A 25280-nucleotide genomic window follows, 5' to 3' on the forward strand; every position below is an offset into this window, starting at 1 on the left:
CCGCTAGTGTAATCTAAAAAATAAAAGCATATTTTTATACTAAAAAACCGAACATATTTGATCAATCACTCAAATAAGTTCGGTTTTGTCTTAGGCTAAAACATTTTTGTCCCAGCCCCTTGGTCATAAAAGTGGCGCAACAAATAATAATTTTTAGCAAAAACAGCAACTTCCTTTGTCCAATAATAATTCGTACCAGCTGCTGTTAATACTCCGAGCAATGGAATATTATTCACTTTCCTCTTGCTCACTAGCGCTACAAAGAGAAGTTTTACAAGGTGCAGTAGGGGCTGTTGTAGCCAGACATTTGGATGGTCCAGTTCAGTATGTAAATCAAAATAGAGATCTGAATGTTGCTCCAAATCCTCCTTGAGACTAACCCATCGTTCATATTGATATTTTTTTGGTATGGTCGCTCCGTAAAAAATCTGTAAGGATTTTTTCATTTCAAGCGGTGTGCTAGGACGATAACCAAATGACATGGCTACAAGTTGAGTTGTACGTATGTTTAATGCAGCAAATGCAGGTATATCTATAGCAATTGTGGAAAGCTTAGCAGTACCAGTCATTCCACCTTGCACTACAGCGTACAGCTTTTGTTTAGCAATTTGTTGCTCTGCAATGTATATTTTTTGGGAGACGGACAGTTTTTTTATATCTTCTAATGTTTGTACTTCATCATTATAACTCTGTGCCATGGTAACAATCCGTTCTTCGGCTTGTTTTTGAAAAGAAGATTGTTGGATAAAACCATGCAGGTGAAAAAGCCAAGTGTCTATTTGAGCGAAAAATAAGTCTTTCATATCTACGGGCAAAAGTTCAAACGCTTTGTCCAGCCAATGTTCCAATGCATCGGAAAACTGAGATGATTCATATGTATGTAACTCTTCTTCCCATCGTGAAAGCCTCTCGTTCCATAGATCCGTTTGATTTCTATTTGACACACTTATCCCCTCGCTTTGCCATTGCCATTTTCCTCATTATAACATAGGAATTTTGGAAAATAAAAAGCAGTCCTCTTCAAGATTCTACTTGAAAAAGACCGCCAAATATTATAATGCCAATTTTTGAACATCCCTTGCAATCATTACTTCTTCATTTGTTGGAATAACGATAACTTTTACAGGTGAATGTGGGTAGTTAAGGAAAGCTTCTTTTCCACGAACCTTATTCAACGCAGGATCCCAATAAACGCCCATAAACTCCAAGCCTTGGAGAACTCTTGCACGAATCGTGTCACTGTTTTCACCAATACCTGCAGTAAAAATAATCGCATCTACGCCGAACATTCTTGCTGCATAAGAACCGATATATTTGTGAATACGACTTGCGAAAACCTCAAGCGCAAGTTTGGCACGTTCGTTCCCTTCAGTTGCTGCCGATTCAATATCACGGAGGTCACTAGAGAATCCAGAAACACCTAGGATTCCACTTCGCTTATTCAACACTTCCAATACTTCATCAGCTGATTTTCCTGTTTTCTCCATAATGAATGGAATGAGAGCAGGGTCAATGTTACCAGAACGAGTTCCCATTGCTACACCAGCTAGTGGAGTGAATCCCATAGAAGTATCGATGGACTTGCCACCTTCTATAGCTGCAATACTTGCACCGTTTCCAAGATGGCACGAAATTAATCGAAGCTGCTCAACTGGTCTGCCCAGGAGTTCTGCCGCACGTTCAGAAACGTATTTATGAGAAGTACCGTGGAATCCATATTTACGAATGCCATAATCTTCATAGTATTCATATGGCAAGCTATATAAGAAAGACTTTTCTGGCATGGATTGATGGAATGCAGTATCAAAAACTGCAACAGCTGGTACATTTGGCAGTATTTCTTTAAATGCTTTAATTCCAACGATATTAGCTGGATTATGAAGTGGAGCCAACTCTGATAGTTCTACCAGTTGTTCAATCACCTCATCTGTAATCAATACAGAATCATTAAATTTCTCTCCACCATGTACAACACGGTGACCAATACCAGTAATCTCATCGAAGCTTTCAATAATACCTAAATCTATCAATTTGCTTAACAGAATTTTTACGGCTAAACCATGATCTGGAATATCGGAAATCTCTGTTACTTTTTCTCCGTTCACAGAAATAGTGAAAACAGAATCTGTTAATCCGATACGTTCCACTAAACCTTTTGTGATAACATCTTCACTTGGCATTTCAAATAGTTGAAACTTTAAAGATGAGCTACCTGCATTAATAGCAATTACTTTTGACACGATACGCACAACTCCTTTTATATGGTCAAGCTATAGTTTACATTCATACTAAATTTGCACTTTACCTAGCTTGTGCAAAGTACCGATTTTCTATATACCTTTTCCATTTAAACACCGTCATTACGCAATTGCAAGAGCCTAACTTAGTTGGTAACGCTTTCCTTTCATATTTGTTATTTTCAGAAGAATCACACCTGAAATAAGCGAACTCCTTACCTGGAATTCGCTTTGTACATTATTTTTCAAACCACTTATTAATTTGACCCATTATTTTTTCCATTGCCTGCAAATTAGAGAAACTCGGTAAATTAACAAGCAGTGCCTCTTTTGGAGACTGCACGCCAATTCCTTTCTTTTGCAAGACAAGTATGCTCTTTGCGTAATTCTTATGTTGGAACATGGATAGCGGTAATTGCAGCAAACCTTGAATATAAGCGTCTTCTTTTATAAACTCATTTACTATTTTTGCTTCTTCCTCTTCAAACATAAAATTAGGCATTAAGAAAAATAAATATCCTCCCGGCTTCGTATAACGGAGCCCCTGTTCAATAAATAAATAGTGAGCATATGAATGTCCTTCGGCAGCTCTCAATTTGAAGTTTTCAGCATTTTGGTCGTCTGGGTAATATCCGACAGGTAAGTCACTTACTACGACATCGACTGGTTCAACGAATAAATTGCTGAGACCATCTTGATTAAATAAGCTTATGGATTGTTCTTGGAGATTTGCGTTATTATAGGCAAGCTTCACTAGGAGGTCATCCACCTCAACTCCAAATGCCTCTTGCTTTTTATTTCCTTGATGGTTCATTACTGCTGTTAGGAGATTACCTGTTCCAATGGCAGGATCCAAAAGAGAGATTTGCGGAAGATGAGAGGTGAATTTCCCTACGAGATAACCCATAAACATGGCAATTGCATCAGGTGTCATTTGATGGTTCGCCTGTACACCTTCTTTCATTCCTTTTAATATAGCAAGCTGAAATCCCTTTCTAATTTCTTCTTTTTGTAAAGCGTTTATATTCAGTTTGTTATACTCTTTTTCAAGTCTTCTTTTCGTTACCTCAGATAACTCTTCTTGAAGGACATTTCCATGAAATAGATTTTCTGCTGTTTCCGCTAATGCCTCCAAATATGTACATTGCAGTTCCTCTTGCATAATGTTCGCTGTTGTATCGAATAAGCTAAATGTATTTTCTAGTTTTGTTATAGACATTATGTGGCTCCCTTCTCCTCTTACCATTTGGCCTTTTCTATAGAGTATTACCTTTAACTACAAGCATTAGTTATAGACATTTCCCAGTTAGTCTTTCAAAAGAGCTTTCCTTCTTGTAAAGTTCACAAAACTTGCAAAGGCAAACAAACTTTCAAAAACAGCCTCCATGTAAGTATTCCTATTTTACATGGACAGATATAAAAAATAAAGCAGACTGTCATGATAACAGTCTGCCTTCACAAATGTAAGTCTTTTATTCTGCAGTTTTTACTGCTTCAATTGCTGCTTCATAGTTAGGGTGATCAGTTCCTTCGCCTACATACTCCATATAAGTTATAGTATCATTGGAATCCACAACAAACGTAGAACGTGCAAGAAGTCGAAGCTCCTGCATTAATACACCGTAAGCTTCTCCGAAAGAAGCATCGCGGTGATCGGACACAATCTCCACATTGTCCAGTCCGCTAGCAGCACACCATCTCTTCTGAGCAAAAGGTAAATCCATGCTAACTGTAATTACTTTTACATTATCAAGCTTGGAAGCTTCTTCATTAAATTTACGAGTCTGTGCATCACATACGCCTGTATCAACAGAAGGTACTACACTAATCAGTTTTTTGAAACCTTTGTAATTATCAAGTGTAACTTGTGAAAGATCATTTGCAAGTACAGAAAAATTTGGAGCCTTTTCCCCAACTTTCACTTCACTTCCAATTAGTGTCATTTTATTCCCTTTAAATGTAACATTTGCCATGAAAAATTCCCTCCTTCAAAAATGTATGTAAGGTACAATCATAATCATAGCTATTGTTGAGAAGATTTGCAATGAATAAGGAGAATGTTAGAGGGGGACTAAACAATTAAAAGCCAACTGCGATGCAGTCGGCTATAAATATTAGAAATCTAAATCTTGTTTATGGTCACCATATGTAGTAGAGTGACTGCCTTTATTTCGTTTATTATTATTCAAAATATGTTGGACTTTTTCCACAGCCTGCGGAGCAAGGTCTAACAGCCTTTCATAAAGATGAGTGCTTTCGTCTAAGTGCAGCATCTTCACTCCGTGGGAACTAACTATTAAAAATGCAATCGGAGTAATGGACACTCCTCCACCACTTCCACCACCAAATGGTAGTTTATTTCCACCTTGTGACTGGTGATTTCCATCTCCACCATTGTGCTTGTCTGGTCCACCACCTGTGCCTCCCTGAAACTCACTTCCTCCTGCTGCAAATCCGAATCCAACTTTCGATACCGTTAAGATGACACTGCCATCTGGAGTTTCTACAGGGTCTCCAATTATTGTATTGACATCGATCATATCTTTCAAATTTTCCATGGCAGTTGTCATAAGACTTTTAATAGGATGTTCTGACATATTGATCCTCCTCTTTGCTGTCACATAGTTTCTTGTCCTTCTTTTTTGGACAATAAGGATAATGGCCGGGTTTTAAATGTTGGTCTTCCACCCTTCCAGTATTTAACGGTTCTGATACCTGCCAACATAGCATGCCCTATTCTAATGCGTATCATACACTTGAATAATGTTTGGGAGACTATTTGTTGGAAATATGGGGTGATGGAAATTTCGGGATTAGCTTGAAATTTTGTATAGTTGCTGATAAGCCCTACAATTCCCCCCTTTATCGACCAACCTGCTCCTACCAGCACGCCTGTGTAAGCTGCATCTCCTACACCAATATTGGTATGCCATTCCAAGTGCTTAACCTCCACCTTTGAGAGAAAGCGCTGGACGATTTCATGCATTCCCACGACATGCTTGACTAAGTTATACGTATCTTGAAAACTTTGAAAAATATCTTTGGGAGAAAAATCTTTTACTTTTTCTGAACCATTTGAGGAATCCCCACTACCGACTTTCGTCTTTTCCTCCACATGGATAGATGCGGTATCTTTATCTATTGAAATTAATGGAACGTCAATTGTATACCTGAGCAACCCGTACCATGCTTTGATTTTTACTGTCATCTGATCGTTGTCTTCTGCATGATGATAATATAAATCGATGGTTATTCTTGTTAAGGTTAAGATTATCATAATGACAAAAAGAAGGACGACTATAACACCAACCCATATCATCCTCTCACACCCTTTCGTACATCCACTCATTATTGCCTAGTATAAAAAAAATAAACCTGCCATCTTAAATAGATGACAGGTTCATACATTATTTTTCATGAACTACTGTAGTATCTGCAATAAAATCATGGACACCTTGCTTTTTACTTGTAAATGCTACTACAAGGAAGACGATATAGGTGATTGGTGCGTAAACGAGAGCTATATATCGTCCGACACCTTCTCTGAACAAAATAGTCTTCCATGACAGTTGATCATTTTGTAAATCAACCACTTTTAAGCCAAAGATCATTTTACCTAACGTTTGATGGAAGTACTTTGTCATAAGAATAAAATATGCGTAAAGAACTATTGTGGTTGCGATGGTTGCAGGTGAGAACATAAAGCTACCGGATGTAGAAATGCCGAGTAATCTGAACACTGGGAAGAAAATGATTGCCCCAATACTCCAAATAATCAGCGTATCAAATAGAAACGCCCATAATCTCATCCAGAATCCTGCATAGCGATACGAAGGTTCTGTTGAAAGTAAGTGGTGACCTTCTTGTTGCAAGATTTCTCTAGTTTCGACACCTGTATTTTGCACAATTGTTTCTTCTGTAAATGATTGTTCTTCTCTTTCTTTCATTGGCTCATCTCTCATCTAGTTCCCCTCCTACTCTGCATACAAATACATAAGTCTTGGAGAATTTGGTTGGTTGATTAACCTAGCAAGCATTTGCATCTCAGATTCTGGTCGCAATAGTGACTGGACATTCATGTTGAATAATGAGCCCCAACCTAAGTTTTCTGTATATTGGACCACTTTGACGTTACCAAGATCATAGTCTTCCTTCATCGCGTCGATAACATCTTCAAAATAACCAAGCTCATCGACAATATTAATTTCTTTTGCTTGCTGTCCATCGTAAATTCTTCCATCCGCAATGTTTCTAACGTCGCTTTCACTCATATCTCTTCCTTGTGCGATCACATTTACGAATTGGTTGTACATGTTATCCACCATCGTTTGGAGGATTTGTCGCTCTTCACTTGACATATCCTTCGTTGGAGACATGATGTCTTTATAAGGGCCGCTTTTGATTGTTTCAAATTTTACACCATAGTTTTCAGCAAGCTCTGCATAATTGATACCTTGCATAATTACACCAATCGATCCTGTGATGGTTTCAGGAGCTGCGAAGATTTTATCAGCAGGTGCTGCAATGTAATATCCTCCAGACGCTGCCATTGAACCCATGGAAATATATATTGGCTTTTCTGTTTCTTCCTGGATTTCTACTAGTCTTTTATGTATCTCAGCACTCTCAGATACTCCTCCACCAGGAGTATTTACTCGAACAACTATTCCCTGTATAGAGTTATCCTCTTTTGCCTGATCTAACATTTTCAAAAATTGACGATGATTATAGCCAGGTGATTGAAATATGGAGGTAACGTCACTTCCAGTATCTTGAATGACACCATTCACTTCCATAACTAAAATTTTTCGATTAGAAATCCCATCTTGGATTACTTTTTCCACAAATACTTCTTCAGATCCCCAAATACTTGAAAATGTATCAGCCCCAGTGTTTTCGCTAGGGCGTGTTGCTACACTTGTAATGATAGATACAAAAAACAACAATGCAGCAATTCCCAATGCTGTCCAACGTTTTCCGCTCATTTGAAAAAACCTCCTATTTTGTTCATAGTAGTAATACGGTAATCGTTTTAAAAAGTTTCATCGAAATGGTAAACTTATCACAATATAGAATTGTACTAAAAAATGGACCAAAATGGTAATCTTATACGTTACTTAATGTGAAAATGCCATTATTATCTCGGGAGGTAGCCAATATGATGGATCGTCGAAAAGTGTTTTTCTTTTATAAAAAAGAAGAACGAATCGAACAAAAAGTAAACAATTTAGTTACTCTTGCAGAACAAAATAATTTTGAAGTACTTACTGATTTTAAGAATGCAAACATTATAGTTGCGGTAGGAGGAGACGGTACTTTCCTTCAGGCGGTTCAAAAAACAGGATTTAAAGATGATTGTTTATATGCAGGAATCAACACAAGTGATACGTCTAGCTTTTATTGTGATTTCCATATTGATGATACAACTAAAATAGTCGAAGCCATGAGGTTTGAACAAATTGAAGTCCGCAAGTACCCTACTATTGAAGTGACTATTGACAACACTACTACTTTTCATTGTTTAAATGAATGCTCGATACGTTCTGCGATCATAAAGACTTTTGCTATGGACGTTTTCATAGATGAACTTCATTTCGAAACTTTCCGAGGTGATGGCATGGTCGTTTCCACTCCGACTGGAAGTACAGCTTATAATAAATCTGTTCAAGGAGCGGTAGTAGACCCAATGCTTCAATGTTTCCAGGTTAGCGAGCTTGCATCGATAAATAATAACAGCTACCGAACTCTCGGCTCTCCATTTATCATGGCAGGAGCAAGAAAGTTAACGTTGTCTGTCATTCAGGATGGAAATGACTATCCTACAATAGGAATCGACAATGAGGCACTAAGCATAAGACACGTAAAACGCCTAGACATTCAATTATCTGAAAAGAAAATAAAAACAGTGAAACTAAAAGATAATTCTTTCTGGGAAAAAGTAAAAAGAACATTTTTATAAGAAATGCGCAAGCGCCTTGACCAGCCCCGACAAGCATAAGACGAGGCGGCGAGAAGGTTGGGTTTTACCTTCTTGACGCATTGGCTTATGACCTCGAGGGGCTAGGCGCTGGAGCTAGACAATGAGAAAAGCGCAAGCGCCTTGTTTACCCCCGTACAAACTATGTCAAAAACAGAAAAGCAACCAATGGCAAGATAAAATGCCATTGGTTGCTTTTTAATTGTTCAGTGAGATGGTCTCCATATTCTCGTACATAATAGTTCCATCAATCACAGTCATGATTACTTCTGTTTGGAGAATATCGTCATTCGATATTTGGAAGAGATCCTTATTCAGAACGGTAAAGTCTGCGTAATATCCTTTCTGAATCACACCTTGCTTATGTTCTTCAGATATAGCCATGGCACTTCCCTTAGTAAATAATTCAATCGCTTCGTACATGGAAAGGCACTGTCTTGGCTGATAGACAGTTTGTAATGGATCCCCTGGAGATTGTCTAGTAACTGCTGCATGTATGCCTAGTAACGGGTCAACTGGCTCTATCGGCGCATCAGACCCACCAGCACAGATGAATCCCTCGTCTAATAATGTCTTCCATGCATATGAATATTCTAATCTTTCTTCGCCTAATCGCTCGATAATCCATGGGAAGTCTGTTGCCACAAAACGAGGTTGAATATCAAGGATGAGCGGCAGCTTTTTAGCTCGATTAATTAGCTCTTTTGTTAAAATTTGTGCATGGATGAGTCTATCACGTTCTCCTTCTGGAGCAGGATATGTTTCTATAGCATCTAGCATGTATTCAAAGGCTAAGTCGCCAATAGTATGAACTGCTATTGCCATGCCATAATTTCTTGCTTTTTTGACAAGGTCCATTAGCTGTTCCCTTGTATGGATAGCGACACCAGATGTTTCGGGAGCATCATTATAAGGATGGCTCAATAAGGCAGTTCTCCCACCTAGCGCTCCATCTGCAAATATTTTCATTGCACCAAATGTAATAAACCCATTTGAATCTTTGTAGCAATGTCCTTCAATATGCATATCATCCACTACTTCGTGATGAACAAGGAGATGAGCCCTATACTTAAAGCCATCTTTTACGATCAAGTTTTGAAAAGCACCATAAGTTTTGTGAAAACTTCCATAATAACTTAAATCTTCACTGTGGCTGCCAACAAGCCCAAGCCGGACGCAATCTTGGATAGAAGTTTTTAATGCTTGATAAAGATAATTATCTGTCGCTTTCGGAATTACTTGTTTCACTAATTCTTGAGCTTGGTCCAATAAATATCCAGTAGGTTCTCCATTAATATCCTTCACTATGACTCCACCTGGTGGATTTTCAGTCTCTTTTGTAATCCCTGCCAATTGCAATGCCTTTGAATTTACAAGGACTGCATGTCTGCATACCCTTGAAAGTATCATTGGATGTGAAGAGGTAATCTCGTCCAGTTCTTGACGATGAAAAATCTTTCTGTCTGCAAAGTTATTTTCATTCCAACCCTCACCAAAAATCCATTCATCCTCTGGTGTATCTTTTACTTTTTCAACTAGTGCTTCCCTTACCTGCACGGAAGAGAATAAATTCGATAAATCTAACCTTCGTAGTTTTTCCCCGTGTCCGATTAAATGCATATGGCTGTCGGTAAAACCAGGATATAACACGTTACCTTTAAGGTCCTGTCGTATTGCTTCTGGATAGGAATGTAGTAAATCCTCAAATAATCCAGTATCTTTAATAATGCCGTCTTCTGTATAGATGGCATCCACTTTGTTTCCTGCTTCTACCATTGTATATATCGTTCCACCAAACCAAATTTCTCCCATCGAATTGCGTACTCCTTCATATTAAAGTCTCATTTTAGATTAACATTTGTATTTTTTAGATTCAAAAAAACTGCATAAGAAAAAAGTACGAGCACATTGATCAATTCCTTGTATTACTTACTTTTAAAAAAAGGCAGGTTCAGGACAAGTAAATAGCCCTTCATCCGCCTTCCATTTTCATTTATTTAGGATTTACTATTCTACAGACTTGTAAAAAGCCTGGATTTAATTATTTTGATTGTACCTCAAGCTCTTTTTGTCTGAGCTCAATCCTCCGAATTTTCCCGGAGGTGGTTTTTGGTAATTCTGCTACATACTCAATTTTTCTTGGATATTTATATGGAGCTGTTAGTTCTTTTACATGCTCCTGCAACAATTTGGTAAGCTTCTTTTCTTCCTCATTTACTTTATCCTGTAGAACAATAAAAGCTTTCACAATACTTCCTCTAATTTCATCGGGACTTGCTACAACGGCACATTCACGGACAAATGGATGTTTCACTAATGCATCTTCCACTTCAAAAGGACCTATGGTATAACCAGAACTTATAATGATATCATCGCTTCTTCCTTCAAACCAAAAGTATCCTTCTTCATCCTTTTTTGCCTTATCTCCAGTAATATAATAGTCTCCCCTGAATTGTCGGGATGTTCGCTCAGGATCCTTATAGTAATGTTTAAAAAGAGCCGGGGTTTCAACATGAACGGCGATGTCTCCAACTTCACCGTTTCCACACTCTTCTGCATTCTCATTGATAATTGTTACATGGTTACCTGGAGTTGGTTTTCCCATGGAACCTGGTTTTATTTCCATCCCTTTCAGCACACCAATTAAAAGGGTATTTTCCGTTTGGCCATAACCATCTCTTACATCGACTTGGAAGTGTTTTTTGAATGTATCAATTACTTCCCGATTAAGAGGCTCACCAGCAGAAACGGCACTCTGCAGATGCGGCAGCTGGTATGCGTTAAGGTTTTCCACCTTTGCCATCAATCGATATTCTGTTGGTGTACAACAAAGGACATTCACATTATATTTTTCTAGGAGCTTTAAGTAAATATTAGGCTCAAATTTCCCATGATAGACGAGGCCCGTAGCACCTGAACCTAGTGTAGAAAGAAACGGACTCCATATCCATTTCTGCCATCCGGGACTTGCTGTAGCCCATACTACATCATTATCTTCAATACCGAGCCAGTTTTTAGAAGTTGTCCGAAGATGAGCATATGCCCAGCCGTGTGTGTGGACTACTCCTTTTGGATTTCCAGTTGTTCCTGACGTATACGACAAAAATGCCATATCATCACTAGCTGTGGGGGAAAATTCCAGCTCATCAGATTGTTTTTCCATTGCCTCTTCTATGTTTTTCCATCCTTCTTCAGGCATTCCGCCAACACTAAAGCGTACTAAACTATTTACCTCTTCTAGCTTATTTGTTTGTTCCACAAAAGGGTGGTAAGTAATAATACCTTTAACATCACCATGCTCAATTCGATATTTAAGATCTTTTTCTCTCAGCATCTCTGAACATGGTATTACGATAATGCCAGCTTTTAATGCCCCGAGGTAAATTTGGTACGAGTCAATCATTCGGGGCATCATGACAAGCACTACATCACCTTTTTGCAATCCTTCCGCAAGTAAAGCGTTTCCAATTTTATTTGCGGCTTTCATTAATTGTAGATATGTAACTTGTTTTTTCTCCCCTTGTTCATTTTCCCAAATAAGGGCAAGCCTTTGGGTGTCAATTGCGTACTTTTCTACTTCTTCTACCAGATTGTACTTTTTTGGTGCTAAAAGTTCATCTCTTTTCATATGAAGTCATCCCCTTTGAAATAGTACTACCCTTATCATACAAAATTTTTAAAATAATTTGAATTATTTTACTGTATTTTTTAGTTGGTAGCACTATTCAGTAAGGGTCTGTTTAAGGGTCTGTTTAACGGACTTTTCAAATACTACTTAGTTATAATAACCTCTTTGTTCTAGACTGTTTTTGCAACTTTATAAGCAACTCGTATTAATAAGTAATGTAGCGCGCCCTTTACCTGCTTTTAGGTTAAAGTAAAGAGGAAAGCAAAATGCAGTACAGAAGCCGACTTTTTAAGAGCTAATAGCAACAACACAGAAAAAAACATTTTTCTTAGTGACCTATTGCTCATTGGATTTTTGTGCATGCTTCGGTTCGTTTCGGCGCTTTCGACCCTGCTTTTTTTGCTGTTTCTGGACTTGGTTTTGCTCTTTCATAAAGAATGCACCTCCATTTTAAAAAAAGAAAGGTGGGGTTTCCCCCACCTCGTAGCCATTTATATATAATTATTTTTGGTAACCACCACCGAAGCTTTGTTCAGCCATTTGAACTAAGCGTTTAGTGATTTCTCCACCAACGGATCCGTTAGCGCGAGCAGTTGCATCAGGACCAAGTTGAACACCAAATTCAGAAGCGATTTCGTATTTCATTTGATCAAGAGCTTGTTGTACTCCAGGTACTAATAATTGATTTGAACTGTTGTTGTTTGCCATGTGTTTTCACCTCCTTGTGAGTATAGAATGTGTCAAAACACATGGCATCATTCATGAATTGAAAATGGTAATTCTTCACATTAGCAACTGCTAAAATAAATCGTTTATCTTGCTCTCTATTTCTGTTTTTTTACCAGTAACTAATAATTTTTCAGTTCGATTTACTGCATCTTCTATCATTTTTTCTGTATCAAAAAAGCTTTCATAGAAATTGATTTTTTCTTTTTTCGGCTTGGTTTTTGGTGATGCTGGAGTGAAAATAGTACAACAGTCTTCAAATGGCCTATTGGAAATATCAAGCGTATCAATTTGTTTGGCAATATCCATAATTTCTGTTTTATCCATCGTTATTAAAGGACGAATTATTGGTGTTTGGGTTACCTCATTGATTGTAGCCATGCTTTCCAAGGTTTGACTTGCCACTTGACCGAGACTCTCTCCAGTTATTATTGCCAGACCACCCTCTTTTTGAAGAATTTTATCTGCTATTTTCAGCATAAATCTTCTAGTTGAGGTCATCGTATAATTTTCTGGGATCTGTTTTTGAATAGCGACTTGAATATCCGTAAATGGCACGATGTGAACAGTTATAGCATGACCGAAAGCAGTTAGTTTTTCAGTTAAATCCATAACCTTTTGTTTTGCTCTTTCACTCGTATATGGGGGACTGAAAAAGTGCACCACTTCCAGCCTAATCCCACGTTTCATCGCAAGGTATCCTGCTACTGGACTATCAATACCACCAGAAAGCATGAGAACGCCTGTCCCACTAGTACCGACAGGAAGCCCTCCTGCTCCTTCGATATCTTTGCAGGTAATATAACTTGCATCTTCTCTTACTTCTACTCTTACGTTAATATCAGGTTCCTTTACGTTGACTGTTAAGTCTTCGGTATTCCGTAATATATGGGAGCCAATAGCGTAGTTCAATTCATTTGTATCAAGTTCAAATTGCTTAAATGCCCTCTTTGCCGTAACTTTAAAAGTCTTACCCTTATAAGGCAGGGCATGTACCGCAAATAATGCGCCTTTTTTTATATCTTCCACTTCTGTTTTCGTTTTAACAGCCAAACTGAAAGAGTGGATCCCAAAGATGCTTTGCAGTTTTTCAATAATTGGTTCATGTGGTTCACCATTTAGTTTGATGAACATCCTATCCCTGCTTTTTTCTATCTTTATTTTTGAAAAGTTTTCTATTTTTTCCTTAATATTATGGCTTAACCTTTGAATAAATAGTTTTCGATTTCTTCCTTTTGTAGAAAGTTCCCCAAAGCGTATTAAGATATGATCATAATTCATTTTCTTTACCTCGTTACATCTTTTATTGTGATGATAGCACTTTTTAATTCTGTCAAAAACATTTCTATCTCATCCATCGTAGTCCTATGGCTCATACTCAGCCTGATAGAACTGTCTGCAATGGAAGATGGTGCCCCCATTGCTGTTAACGTCTTACTCGGAGCTTTTCGTCTAGATGAGCATGCAGAAGTGGTAGACAGATATATTTTTTTGCTACCAAGAGCATGAACTAGAACTTCCGATTTAATGCCTGGAACGGAAAAGTTTATAATATGGGGTGCAGTATGAACTTTTGGTGTATTTATATGAACACCTTCCATTTCCGCTAGCTTTGTCATGCAATACGATTTCAAGCTATTCCATTCGTTGCGATGACTCTCGGCTGCTTCAAGAGTCATCCGTAAAGCTTTGGTCATCGCTACAATCCCTGCCACATTTTCGGTCCCTGCCCTTAACTTCCATTCTTGTTCTCCACCGTTTAATATCGGATAAAGCCTTGCATCTGACTTAACTACTAGCAGACCATTGCCTTTTAAACCATGAAATTTATGTGCAGAAAAGGAACAAAAATCAATATTCTCTAAATTTAGTGGGACTTTTCCTACCCCTTGAATATGGTCTACATGAAAATCAATGTTTGGGTAGTTTGTTAACATCTTTGCAATTTCTTCAACAGGCTGGATCACTCCTGTTTCATTGTTTACGTGCATAATGGATACAAGTGTCGTCTCCTGTGTTAAAACGGACTCCACATCTGACACACTTACTCTTCCCTCTCTATCGACTGGAAGTACTGTCACATGAAAACCTTCTTGCTCAAGATTTGAGAATGATTGTATGACAGAAGGATGCTCAATAGCAGTAGTAATAAGATGTTTTCCTATATTTTTCTTGGCGATAGCACAACCTCTAATTGCCAGATTATTACTTTCTGTTCCACCTGATGTAAAAATAATTTCGTTATGAGCAACATTTAACAAATCAGCAATGGTGTCCCTAGAGCGTTGTAATAATTTTTCTGCATCCGATCCTAAAGAATGGATCGAAGAAGGATTACCAAAATACTCAGAGGACACAGTTAAGTACGATTCCAATGCTTCTTTATATGGTTTAGTTGTAGCGCTATTATCTAAATAGATCATAGTATCCTCCATATTTTACTGAAAGGCTATACAAACAATTTGGTATATTTCTCTATAGGATATTTTAATTGGTTTGATAGATGTTAAAAGATATATCCATTTTTATAAGCAACTATTAATGTTAGCATATTTTTATTACATGGAAAAGATAGTGAAAACTGCTTTTGTAAGGTTACCTTTTGGGCTTCCTACGATTTTCACAACCTTGATTCTAGTATGTCATAAACACTTGATTACCTTTTCCAATAAAGACATGTTATCCAAGCAAATGCTTTTCTAAAATATTGAATTTTGGAACTTTTGAGTAATCCGACAATATTCTACACAGATATGATAGGATGTAAACGGATTCACCTTACATACATCAGGAGGACTTTACATGCAGAAAAAGATATATACGACTAAGGACATATTAGTATTAGGATTAATGCTATTTGCCTTATTTTTAGGAGCAGGGAACATGATTTTTCCGCCATTACTAGGTCAAGCAGCAGGTGAAAATGCTTTGATTGCAGTTTTTGGGTTCCTCATTACAGGGGTTGGCCTACCACTTCTAGGGGTTATGGCGATTGCATATACAGGTGGAGATCTTCAAACACTTGCAAACCGTGTGAATCCTCTCTTTGGAATTTTCTTTACTATTATCATGTATTTGGCTATTGGACCATTTTTCGGAATTCCACGGACAGGTACTGTCGCATATGAGATTGGTGCAACTCCATTCCTCCCTTCTTCCATCAATCAAGGGATGGCACTTTTCGTATTTACAGTTGTTTATTTTGCTATTACGTTTTATCTTTCGATGAACCCAACTAAACTAGTGGACAGAATAGGGAAATTATTAACCCCCATACTATTAGCAGTTATTGGAATTCTTGTTGTAAAAAGCATCGTAAGCCCTATGGGAAGTGTCGGGACACCGATAGAAGAATATGCTGAATCACCTTTCTTTAAAGGGTTTCTTGAAGGGTATTTGACAATGGATACCATTGCTGCCTTAGTATTCGGAATCGTTGTAATTTCCGCCATTAAGGACAAAGGTGTTTCAGATAAAAAAATAATCACATCTTTATGTTTAAAGGCTGGATTTATCGCTGCCTTCGGGCTGACATTAGTATACGGAGGTCTTTCTTACTTAGGTGCAACGAGTATTGAAGCGATTGGGACTGTTAAAAATGGCGGCCAAATTCTTTCAGGCTCATCCACTTATCTTTTTGGCTCTATCGGTACTGTTATTCTCGCCACTGCCATTACATTTGCATGCCTCACAACATCAGTTGGTTTAGTTTCTGCAGCAAGCAGTTTCTTTCATAAAATTATTCCATCTGTATCATACAAAGTATTTGTTGGTATTTTTTGTGGTTTCAGTTTACTTGTATCAAATGTCGGGTTAACGCAACTTATTGCATTCTCCCTCCCAGTATTAATCATGATTTATCCATTAGCTATCGTGTTAATCTTACTATCTTTCTATCGTTGGAAAAACGAATCACTTGTTTATAGCTTTTCTTTAATCTTCACTGGATTAATCAGTTTTGTTGATGGACTTGCAATAGCAGGTATCGATATTGTTTTCTTACAGAAGGCATATTCCATCCTCCCATTGTATAGTGAAGGAGTAGGTTGGATAATACCTGCAATCATTGGGGCATTGTTAGGCATGATAGTTGGCTCACTACTAACTAAAACTGCAAATGAAAATCTCGCATAATAGTAAAACCCCCTGAATCTTAGGATTCCGGGGGTTTTTATGGTTTTAATCTTCTTTTTCTAGTATTTTTTCAATCTTGTTTAATACACCTGGCTCCACCTTTTCCAATGTAGCAGCTGCTTCTTCAAGAGCACTCTTATACTCATAGTTTCGGAAGAGCTGCTCTGCTTCGATTAGACTTTCATGAACAGAAGGGTGCTTACTGCGGTACCTATTACCATATTGAATGATACTCTCTGCTAAATATGCATGATCTAAAATATCCAATGCTTCTTGGTGACATTTTTCTACACTTTCCACCGCTTCTCCAAGAATGGCATTAACATTTGAAATATTTAATGGCTTTTCTTCCAGTTTTTCAGTAACAGCTTTCAAGTGATCGTTTGATAGAGCCAACTCCTGATAAACACTTTTTGGTAAACCAGGAATATTGCTCTTTTCTATGGAGCGTTTCACTTCGAACAGCATTTTGCGTAATGCACTTACTTGCTCGCGAGCAGCCATCTCATCTTTACGAAGTGTTATTAAACTATCCATGTATTGTTGATGGATCTCTTGCAAGGAGTTGATTTGTTCACAAATGTCTTCCAGTTCTTCTTTCAAAATAGAAAATGCCACAGTCTGATTTTCTAGATGGCCGCTAAGCTTTTCATATCGTTCATTTAAAACAAGCATAGATTCTTCTATTTTACGTTGTGTTTTAATATCCTCTTCTAAAAGCTGATAACTTTCCTGTACGACGATTGTTTCGTGCTTCGTTTTTTCACTGGCAGTAGATAATGCCGTAAGAATAGCATTAACAGACGGAAGTTCTTTCACAACAAAATGCTTGGCAAGGACTTCTTTTTCAATTTCGTCATATAACTCGTCCATCTCTTTTTTTAATAAATCAATACCTTCTTTTGCTTCTAATACTTTAGTTTCCAGAAGTTGAGTAGAGATATGTTTTAGTTTGTCCTGAAGCTCTCGCACATTTTTTTCGAGATTCACATGATCTAGTATGTAACCTTCTTCCATCATTTCCTTGTAGCCGGTTTCCACCTCAGCAAGCTGACTTGGAAGAACGGATTGACAATCTATTAATAATGATGGGATATGTTCTATTTTGGCTTCAACTACTTCCAACTCTTTTTCTACTCTTGCAACAAGCTCTCTTGCAACAAGATAGTTTCCATTCGTAATAGCTTCATTAAATTCCTCAAAAAGTTTTTGAATCTGGTCCAATTCTTTTTCTAAAAGAGGTGTAATGCTTCCATATTGGTGCATTTGATTCAATAGTTTCTTTTTCAAAGAGGTATATTTTATTTCAAGCTTTTCATTCTCTTCTACACTTTTTGCCTGACTGCCAATAAGTTCTTCCAATTCGTCATAGATGGCTTGGATCTTCTTCTCAATATCCTGTAGTTTATTGTCAGCAATCTTCAACACTTCTTTCGCTTTACCAAATCGATATTTATCCACAAATTCTTCTGCATCGAATAAATACTCTTCAATGTGGATAAGTTCAGTAGTTAATATATCATCCCATTGGTAGCGCCAGTTTTCGAAAAGCTCTTCTGTTTGCCCTGTCATGTTTAAGTCTTTTACTTTAGAAAGTTCTTCAGATACCGGTTTGTTCATTATGGAAACTTTCCAAGTTTCAAGCCTATCTACATCTTCATATATTTTTTTTCGTCTAAAAAAACTTACACTGATAAATAGTACAACTAATGCTAAAATCCCAATGATAATTTCCATACCTAGTCCCCTTCTACCCGGATGGTGTTTTCGTGTCATATATTATAAAAAATAGTTATATAAATTACGTGAATTTTGTAGAAAAATAGGGAAAATGGTCGATATGTATATCTATCCCATTTTATTTATGTTTCAATGTTTTTATGATACCATGTAAACGACATTTTTTGACCAATATTTTTTAATTTTTTACATATTTCTTCTAGAAACGGAGGGATTTTGTTGATTATCGACAAACATGTTCATACACCCTATTGTCCGCATGGTAGCACAGATTCTATTGAAAAGTACATTGAACGTGCTTTGGAGCTACAATACAAAGAAATTTCTTTTACAGAACATGCACCACTACCTATCAATTTTTCAGATCCAGCACCAGATAAAGACAGTGCAATGGAATTCGATAGGCTTCCCTCTTATTTTCAAGAGCTAAAGAAATGGAAGGCCTACTATTCTTCTTCTATAAAAATTAATATCGGTTTAGAAATAGATTTTATTGAGGGATATAATAAAGAAGTTAAAGAGTTTCTTGATGAATATGGTCCTTTGTTAGACGATAGTATACTTTCCGTACATTTCTTGAAAAATAAAGAATTCTATTATTGCATGGATTTCAGCGAACAAGAATTTGCAAGAATGATCGAGATTTTTGGTGGACTTCCCGCTCTTTATGATGCTTATTTTTCGACTCTATTACAATCTATTGAATGCAATCTTGGCACCTATAAGCCAAAACGGGTTGGACACATCACACTAATTGAAAAGTTCAAAAAAAGTTTTCCATCATCCATACCAATTGAAAAATATGTTTTTCCTATATTGGACGCAATCAGCAAAAAAGGATATGAACTGGATTATAATGGAGCAGGATTTATTAAGCCTTTATGTAACGATTCATATCCTCCTGCTTCTATTGCAATGGAAGCATATAAAAGAAAAATCCCTTTACACTACGGCTCAGATGCCCATAGTGCAAAGGGGTTGGCTCAGGGTTATAGTAAATTGGCAAAAGACCTTTTAGGTTAAAGTGCAATTTTCTTCACGGAAGAAGAGAATACTGTTTTTTCTAGCCAATGGAGAATTTCTTCGTGGTATTGATCGACGGCTGTCGTTTCATATGGCATTATATGCCATACTTCAGCTAAATATTGAGATTGGAGAAATGGGGTGCTGATCATACTTTTCAACTGCATCACTGCAAGTAGAAAAGATGAAACATGGAACTCCTTGTTTTTATTTCCTTTTTCAAAAATCGCTTTGAAATAAAATTTTTCTTTTACTAAATAAGTAGACATGATTTCTCTGACAAGAATGGTATCTAGCGTTATTTCTCGATAAACATATCTTGCAAGCTGCCGGTTTTCCCTGTGAAACTTCATGATTTTCTCCACACATTGAAGCAGACATTCCGTAGCGGAAACCTTTCCAAGCTTCTTGTATTCCGTTTCTAAGAGATTGACATACTGATCAAAAAAACTAGATAAAAGATATTCCTGTAAGCCTGCCTTACTTTCAAAATAATACGAGATATGGCTGACATTCACCTTTGCCTTTTTAGCCAACTCCCTAATAGAAGTTCCATCATACCCTTTTGTGTTAAACAGGATAACTGCAGCGTCAATGATTCGTTGTTTAGTTGTTTCCAAATCACTCACCCTTTCCTGGTGATTAAATCTTATATATTGATTTCTAGAAACGAAACCTATATCCTTTTATTAAATGTCGACAACTTCAATAGGATTTCTACTAAAAGATTTGTAATTCCACAATATGTATGAAAAATGTGAGGCGATTATGATGTTTCAAGTCGAAAATTATAGTGGGACAAGAGAAGAAAATTACGAACTTGTCCTAAAACAATTAAAAGCACTGATTACAGGAGAACCAAATTTCATTGCAAACCTAGCCAATGCTTCCGCATTATTGAATGGTTTTCTAGACAATGTAAATTGGGTAGGGTTTTACCTAACGGATGAATCAAATGAAAATATGTTGGTTCTAGGACCATTCCAAGGCTTACCTGCTTGCATACGCATCCCATTTGGTCGTGGAGTATGCGGTACCGCTGCTTCAACAAAAGAAACTCAGCTTGTCGCTGATGTCCATGCTTTCCCAGGACATATTGCCTGTGATGCTGCTTCTCAATCCGAAATTGTTGTTCCGTTAATTGTGGATGGAAAAGTTATTGGTGTCCTTGATATTGACAGTCCTAGCAAGGATAGATTTGATGAGGTGGATAAAGTTTACCTTGAGAAGTTTGTATCCGTGCTTTTAAATACAAAGTAAATTAGAAAGTGGCTGTTAGAAAGTCCTGATAACTGACTTTCTAACAGCCACTTTTTTAAATATTGTTGGAATCAAACTGCATTTGAATCACCATTAGCTGTTTATAGCGTCAAGCGCCTGTTTAAGGTCGCTCCAAATGTCTTCTTTTCCTTCAAGCCCAACAGACAAGCGTAGTAGACTTTCGGTTATCCCCATCTGATCTCGGTTTTCTTTCGGGACAACTGCATGTGTCATCGTTGCCGGATGTTGTATTAATGTTTCGGCATCTCCTAAACTTACCGCAATTTTAATAAGTTTTAGTTCATTTAGAACTTTTTGTGCTTCCTCTTTTCCACCTTTTACTGTAAAGGAAATTAGTCCTCCTCCACTTTTCATTTGTTTTTCTACAATCGGATAAGTGCTACTATCTTTATCACCAGGATAAAAGACCTTTTCCACCACTGGATGAGATTTGAGTTGTTCAAACATGTACATGGCATTATCACAATGTCTGTCCATGCGAACATGCAATGTTTTTAAACCACGAATTAACAGCCATGCATCAAATGGCGACATGACTCCACCTATGTCCTTTAATGTTGTCATGGCAATTTCTTTCATTGTTTCTTTATTCCCTACGATAAGGCCAGCTATGACATCTCCATGTCCACCAATATATTTAGTAGCACTATGAATGACAATATCACAGCCAATATTTAATGGCTTTTGAAGATATGGTGAGCAAAAAGTATTGTCAACTACCACTTTGATATTATGTTCCTTTGCAATGGAGCTAACCATTTCTAAATCAATTATTGCCATCGTTGGGTTTATTGGAGTTTCTATATAAATACAAGTTGTCTCTGGCCTGATAGCTTTTCTAATCTCATCTTCCGTTTGCATCGTACTAAAACTATGTGATATCTCATATTTTTCTTTCATTAATTGAAGTAAGCCAAAAGTACAGCCATATATTCCTTGAGAACAAAGAATATGATCATGACTTTTCGATAAGGCGATAAGGACAGCAGATACAGCTGCCATTCCAGAACCGAATGCTAAGCCAGCATCTCCATTTTCAAGAGCCGCTATACGGTCTTCAAGCATTTTAACTGTCGGATTTCCTAATCTGGAATATATATATCCTTCCTCTTCTCCAGCAAATCGTTTTTCCCCTTGTTGTGCGGTTTGAAAAGAAAAAGTAGATGTTTGAAAGATTGGTGGTGCCAAACTTCCTTGATAAATGGAGCTATCATATCCATGATGGATTACTTCCGTTTCAAACTGCTGTTTTTTCTGCTTTTCCATAGAAAAATCTCCCTTCCATTTTTCCACCCACTTCTAGCATATGGCAAATCACAAATAAATGAAAGCGTTTTCTTTTTCATCTAAAAGAAAAACCTTCCAATAAAAAGAAGGTTCTAGGCTTTTGATAAATGTACGCATTCTTCGTTATTTAGTCTTGCTCCGTTGCTTTTTATTTCACTAGCTGACGTCGATCCTATCAAGTGCTCATTACTTGTTATTCATCACACACTTTTTCTTTTACAGAAGGTTGTCTTGCAAAGGAAAATCCACACATAATTGATTTTTTCCTTTATCTTTCGCTTTATATAATGCATAGTCTGCTCTGTGGAAAAGTTCTCTTGGTGTAATACCTGAGTCTTTGCTCCAGTATGATAATCCACACGACACTGTTATGCAGGGGTTAGTTTCATCTCTTATTTTCTTTATTATTCGGGTGATAATTTCTTTTCCCAATTTCCACTCAATCATAGGAAGGTAGATGGCAAGTTCTTCGCCTCCCCACCTTGCACCAATATCTGTTTCATTTATGTTTGCTTTGATGATTTCTGCTACTTGTACGAGAATACTATCACCAACCTGATGGCCATATGTATCATTGACAACCTTAAAATCGTCGATATCTAAAAGAATAAACGTTCCTTTCGTGTCGTGCTTCATAGACTTATCAATTTTTCCATCAAGATATTTACGTGAATACAGTTTCGTTAAGTAGTCAGTGATAACATATCTTTCTAATTCCTCTCTCAACATAGAATTGTTAAAAGCTAAAGTAGAATGATGAATGAGAGATTGAAGAAGTTTAAATTGTTCAAAGCTAAAAAAGTATGGCAACGTATGTGTTACCACACAAACTCCTTTTTCACCATTAGGTACATGCATAGGTATAATCATGCAAGAGCAGAAAGGAAGCTTGGATAAACGATTGTGCAGACGTAAATCTCCGATAAAAAGCGGTTCCCCATCAGAATTTAAATGTTCTTTTATAGGAGCCAGCTTCTCCAGGTTCATATCGTATTGAAAAAATTCAGTTGATCCTGACAATACGTTTATTCCATCTTTTTTAAACAAAATAAAAGCTGTTTCCTTCGCCTGGAAAAAATGTAGAATTTTATTCACCATAAAATTTGTTACTTCAGAAAGCCTTAAATTTGTATTTAATTGATGAGAAGTTTCGTTTATCAGCTGCAAATCAGAAATAACCTGCTTAGATTGCTCATAAAGCTGTGTTTTCTCCAAAGCTGAACCGGTGGCATCAGCTACAAGTCTGATGAATTTCACCTCAGCTTCTGGTAGTATAGCAGCATCCAATGATATGATTTGCAAAACACCATATACACCCTGTCCACCTTTTATCGGAATGTATATATGTGCTCTTCTATCACTGATTGAATTTTCATACTGCACTTCACCTGTTACATATGCGTTCATTGCGCAAAGATTATCATCATCAAAATCGAGTTTCTTTACTGGCAAGTGGGTAACCGAATCAATGTCAGAAGTGAGCAATAATTGATAAGAAAAGTCCCCATACATTTTTTGCAGGAGTCTGATTACTTCTGACAGAATCGTTTCAACCTTCATTTCTGAATGAAATTTTGATGTTATCATAAACAATTCTTCGTATTGCTTCTCTTCGTGCCTTTTTAATATGTATAGATTATAATGTTGAAAAATAATGGAGAGTTCTTTTGAAATATGATGGAAACTTTCTAATGGAAGCGGTATTGGAGTATGAAAATGCAAATCGATTTGTCCAATAGCAACATCCTGATCAAAAATAGGAATTTCCACATATCGTGTCGGATTGGGATAAGTCTCTACTTTTTCAAAAATAAAAGATTCATTTCTGAACAAAGAGCTTTTATTAATAAAAGCATTCGCCTGAACTGCCTGAAGCTCTTCCTTCAAAAGTTCTTGTAGATGTCTTACAAAAGTAGATGGAGTAAGATCAGTAGAAGAAAGGAAAAAATCAAATATTCTGCTTTTTATTTTGAGCATTTTGTTATTCAATTCCATTTTTTTCACCTTTTGGGTTACTTATTACCTATATTATATCTCTATTAGGTAACATTTTACTAGATAAATTTTCACAATAATATTGTATCTATATTAAATATAACAAACCAAACCATAAGTCATTACTTTCTGCAAGAAGAATGATCCGAAGAGGTTCTTTTTCATAATTGCATCATTTTTTCAAGACTGCTTTCTCGATACATTATTTATTCCACCTTGCTTCTGATTTGAAAAAATTATATCATAATCTTCCTTGACTTCTCAGCCGATTTTCTTATATAATAGCCTTTGTGTAAAATATTGCAGCCAGTGTGGTATGCTATTTTGATTCATTTTGTTCCCCGTTGTATAAAACGGAGGTGTATCGTGTAACTCTTTGCTGCAGGGCGAGGATACATGAAAACAAAATGTTCATGATAGATGAGTCACATCTGTTATTATTTTACAACAAATAATAACACAAAGGAGGAGTCATTCATGGCTCGCTATACAGGTCCAAGTTGGAAATTATCTCGCCGTCTAGGCATTTCTTTAAGTGGTACTGGTAAAGAGTTGGAAAAGCGTCCTTACGCTCCTGGACAACACGGTCCTAACCAACGTAAAAAACTTTCTGAGTACGGCTTACAATTACAAGAAAAACAAAAATTACGTCACATGTACGGTGTTAATGAGCGTCAATTCCGTAGCATTTTTGATGCTGCTGGTAAATTGCAAGGTAAACACGGTGAAAACTTCATGATTCTTTTAGAATCTCGTTTAGACAACCTAGTTTACCGTTTAGGTCTTGCTCGCACTCGCCGTGGAGCTCGCCAATTAGTTAACCACGGTCACATCACTGTTGATGGTGCTCGCGTAGATATCCCATCTTACCGCGTAAAACCTGGTCAAGTAATCGGTGTTCGCGAAAAGTCTCGCAACCTAAGCTCTGTAAAAGAATCTGTTGAAGTAAACAACTTCGTACCAGAATTCTTAACTTTCAGTGCTGACGCTTTAGAAGGTACTTTCACTCGTTTACCTGAGCGCTCTGAATTAGCTGCTGAAATCAATGAAGCACTAATCGTTGAGTTCTACTCTCGTTAAGCGAATTGCTTTGTAAAATACAATTACAAAAAGCCCTTAAACCTTGTTAAATGAACTGTACCCCAAATAATGGACAGTTTATAAAAAAGACCTATGCGGCTAGTAAATGACCTCGGTATTGAACCGGGGTCATTTTCTTTAATCCCCATTGGTAACGATTATTATTATATTC

The 25280-nt window shown here is 37.0% G+C and carries 23 protein-coding genes; 5 read left to right on the forward strand and 18 right to left on the reverse strand.

Annotation, left to right across the window (positions count from 1 at the left end):
- Window positions 1–95: 95 nt before the first annotated feature.
- From LRP81_RS20660 to sppA, 8 genes are all read right to left on the reverse strand, one after another.
- Window positions 96–944 (reverse strand): EcsC family protein, encoded by an 849-nt coding sequence (locus LRP81_RS20660; RefSeq protein ID WP_230504695.1) that lies wholly within the window; start codon window positions 942–944, stop codon window positions 96–98.
- Between the two features lie 108 nt (window positions 945–1052).
- Window positions 1053–2240: an acetate kinase gene (locus tag LRP81_RS20665; RefSeq protein ID WP_230504696.1), complete on the reverse strand. Its 1188-nt coding sequence runs from the start codon at window positions 2238–2240 to the stop codon at window positions 1053–1055.
- 235 nt (window positions 2241–2475) lie between these two features.
- Window positions 2476–3456 (reverse strand): class I SAM-dependent methyltransferase, encoded by a 981-nt coding sequence (locus LRP81_RS20670; RefSeq protein ID WP_230504699.1) that lies wholly within the window; start codon window positions 3454–3456, stop codon window positions 2476–2478.
- Window positions 3457–3709: 253 nt separating this feature from the next.
- On the reverse strand, window positions 3710–4210 hold the full coding sequence (tpx, locus tag LRP81_RS20675; protein WP_230504701.1) for a thiol peroxidase: 501 nt from the start codon (window positions 4208–4210) through the stop codon (window positions 3710–3712).
- Window positions 4211–4351: 141 nt separating this feature from the next.
- Entirely contained in the window at window positions 4352–4834 is a 483-nt protein-coding gene (ytfJ, locus tag LRP81_RS20680) for a GerW family sporulation protein (RefSeq protein WP_230504703.1), read from the reverse strand.
- Window positions 4835–4854: 20 nt separating this feature from the next.
- On the reverse strand, window positions 4855–5556 hold the full coding sequence (locus tag LRP81_RS20685) for a DUF2953 domain-containing protein (RefSeq protein WP_230504705.1): 702 nt from the start codon (window positions 5554–5556) through the stop codon (window positions 4855–4857).
- An 88-nt stretch (window positions 5557–5644) separates the two neighbouring features.
- Window positions 5645–6199, reverse strand: a complete 555-nt coding sequence (locus tag LRP81_RS20690) for an RDD family protein (protein WP_230504707.1) — start codon at window positions 6197–6199, stop codon at window positions 5645–5647.
- A gap of 12 nt (window positions 6200–6211) precedes the next feature.
- Window positions 6212–7222 carry a signal peptide peptidase SppA gene (gene sppA / locus LRP81_RS20695; RefSeq protein ID WP_230504709.1) on the reverse strand — a complete coding sequence of 337 codons (1011 nt, stop codon included), beginning with the start codon at window positions 7220–7222 and terminating at the stop codon, window positions 6212–6214.
- Between the two features lie 173 nt (window positions 7223–7395).
- Here sppA and LRP81_RS20700 point away from each other — a divergent pair, with 173 nt between their 5' ends.
- Complete coding sequence (locus LRP81_RS20700) at window positions 7396–8196, forward strand: NAD kinase (RefSeq protein WP_230504711.1); 801 nt, start codon at window positions 7396–7398, stop codon at window positions 8194–8196.
- A 216-nt stretch (window positions 8197–8412) separates the two neighbouring features.
- Here LRP81_RS20700 and LRP81_RS20705 read toward each other — a convergent pair whose 3' ends face one another.
- From LRP81_RS20705 to LRP81_RS20725, 5 genes are all read right to left on the reverse strand, one after another.
- Window positions 8413–10026 carry an amidohydrolase gene (locus LRP81_RS20705; protein WP_230504713.1) on the reverse strand — a complete coding sequence of 538 codons (1614 nt, stop codon included), beginning with the start codon at window positions 10024–10026 and terminating at the stop codon, window positions 8413–8415.
- A 229-nt stretch (window positions 10027–10255) separates the two neighbouring features.
- The gene (gene mbcS, locus LRP81_RS20710) at window positions 10256–11842 is read right to left on the reverse strand and encodes an acyl-CoA synthetase MbcS (protein ID WP_230504715.1); all 1587 of its coding nucleotides are present in this window, start codon (window positions 11840–11842) and stop codon (window positions 10256–10258) included.
- Between the two features lie 501 nt (window positions 11843–12343).
- Entirely contained in the window at window positions 12344–12550 is a 207-nt protein-coding gene (locus LRP81_RS20715) for an alpha/beta-type small acid-soluble spore protein (protein WP_230504716.1), read from the reverse strand.
- A gap of 90 nt (window positions 12551–12640) precedes the next feature.
- Window positions 12641–13849 carry a tRNA uracil 4-sulfurtransferase ThiI gene (gene thiI, locus LRP81_RS20720; protein WP_230504718.1) on the reverse strand — a complete coding sequence of 403 codons (1209 nt, stop codon included), beginning with the start codon at window positions 13847–13849 and terminating at the stop codon, window positions 12641–12643.
- Window positions 13850–13854: 5 nt separating this feature from the next.
- Complete coding sequence (locus LRP81_RS20725; protein WP_230504720.1) at window positions 13855–14991, reverse strand: cysteine desulfurase family protein; 1137 nt, start codon at window positions 14989–14991, stop codon at window positions 13855–13857.
- A 379-nt stretch (window positions 14992–15370) separates the two neighbouring features.
- On the opposite strand from LRP81_RS20725, the gene brnQ reads away from it, so the two are divergent.
- Window positions 15371–16702: a branched-chain amino acid transport system II carrier protein gene (gene brnQ / locus LRP81_RS20730; protein ID WP_230504722.1), complete on the forward strand. Its 1332-nt coding sequence runs from the start codon at window positions 15371–15373 to the stop codon at window positions 16700–16702.
- 45 nt (window positions 16703–16747) lie between these two features.
- Here the strand turns inward: brnQ and ezrA are convergent, their stop codons facing one another.
- Entirely contained in the window at window positions 16748–18439 is a 1692-nt protein-coding gene (ezrA, locus tag LRP81_RS20735) for a septation ring formation regulator EzrA (protein ID WP_230504724.1), read from the reverse strand.
- 222 nt (window positions 18440–18661) lie between these two features.
- Here ezrA and hisJ point away from each other — a divergent pair, with 222 nt between their 5' ends.
- Window positions 18662–19465 (forward strand): histidinol-phosphatase HisJ, encoded by an 804-nt coding sequence (hisJ, locus tag LRP81_RS20740; protein ID WP_230504726.1) that lies wholly within the window; start codon window positions 18662–18664, stop codon window positions 19463–19465.
- Here hisJ and refZ read toward each other — a convergent pair.
- Window positions 19462–20085, reverse strand: coding sequence for a forespore capture DNA-binding protein RefZ (refZ, locus tag LRP81_RS20745; RefSeq protein WP_230504728.1), 624 nt, complete (start codon window positions 20083–20085; stop codon window positions 19462–19464). The two genes, hisJ and refZ, sit on opposite strands and share 4 nt — an antisense overlap.
- 151 nt (window positions 20086–20236) lie before the next feature.
- Here refZ and LRP81_RS20750 point away from each other — a divergent pair, with 151 nt between their 5' ends.
- The gene (locus LRP81_RS20750; protein WP_230504730.1) at window positions 20237–20725 is read left to right on the forward strand and encodes a GAF domain-containing protein; all 489 of its coding nucleotides are present in this window, start codon (window positions 20237–20239) and stop codon (window positions 20723–20725) included.
- A gap of 93 nt (window positions 20726–20818) precedes the next feature.
- On the opposite strand, the gene megL is transcribed toward LRP81_RS20750, so the two are convergent.
- Both megL and LRP81_RS20760 read right to left on the reverse strand, forming a co-directional pair.
- Window positions 20819–22012, reverse strand: a complete 1194-nt coding sequence (gene megL / locus LRP81_RS20755) for a methionine gamma-lyase (protein ID WP_230504732.1) — start codon at window positions 22010–22012, stop codon at window positions 20819–20821.
- A 237-nt stretch (window positions 22013–22249) separates the two neighbouring features.
- On the reverse strand, window positions 22250–24028 hold the full coding sequence (locus LRP81_RS20760) for a sensor domain-containing diguanylate cyclase (protein WP_230504734.1): 1779 nt from the start codon (window positions 24026–24028) through the stop codon (window positions 22250–22252).
- Window positions 24029–24505: 477 nt separating this feature from the next.
- Between LRP81_RS20760 and rpsD the strand changes: the two genes are divergently transcribed.
- Window positions 24506–25108, forward strand: coding sequence for a 30S ribosomal protein S4 (gene rpsD, locus LRP81_RS20765; protein ID WP_230504736.1), 603 nt, complete (start codon window positions 24506–24508; stop codon window positions 25106–25108).
- A gap of 91 nt (window positions 25109–25199) precedes the next feature.
- On the opposite strand, the gene LRP81_RS20770 is transcribed toward rpsD, so the two are convergent.
- A partial coding sequence (locus LRP81_RS20770; protein WP_230504738.1) for an IS3 family transposase occupies window positions 25200–25280 on the reverse strand: 81 nt, incomplete at its 5' end.

Source organism: Sutcliffiella rhizosphaerae, from assembly GCF_917563925.1.
GTDB lineage: Bacteria > Bacillota > Bacilli > Bacillales > Bacillaceae_I > Sutcliffiella_A > Sutcliffiella_A rhizosphaerae.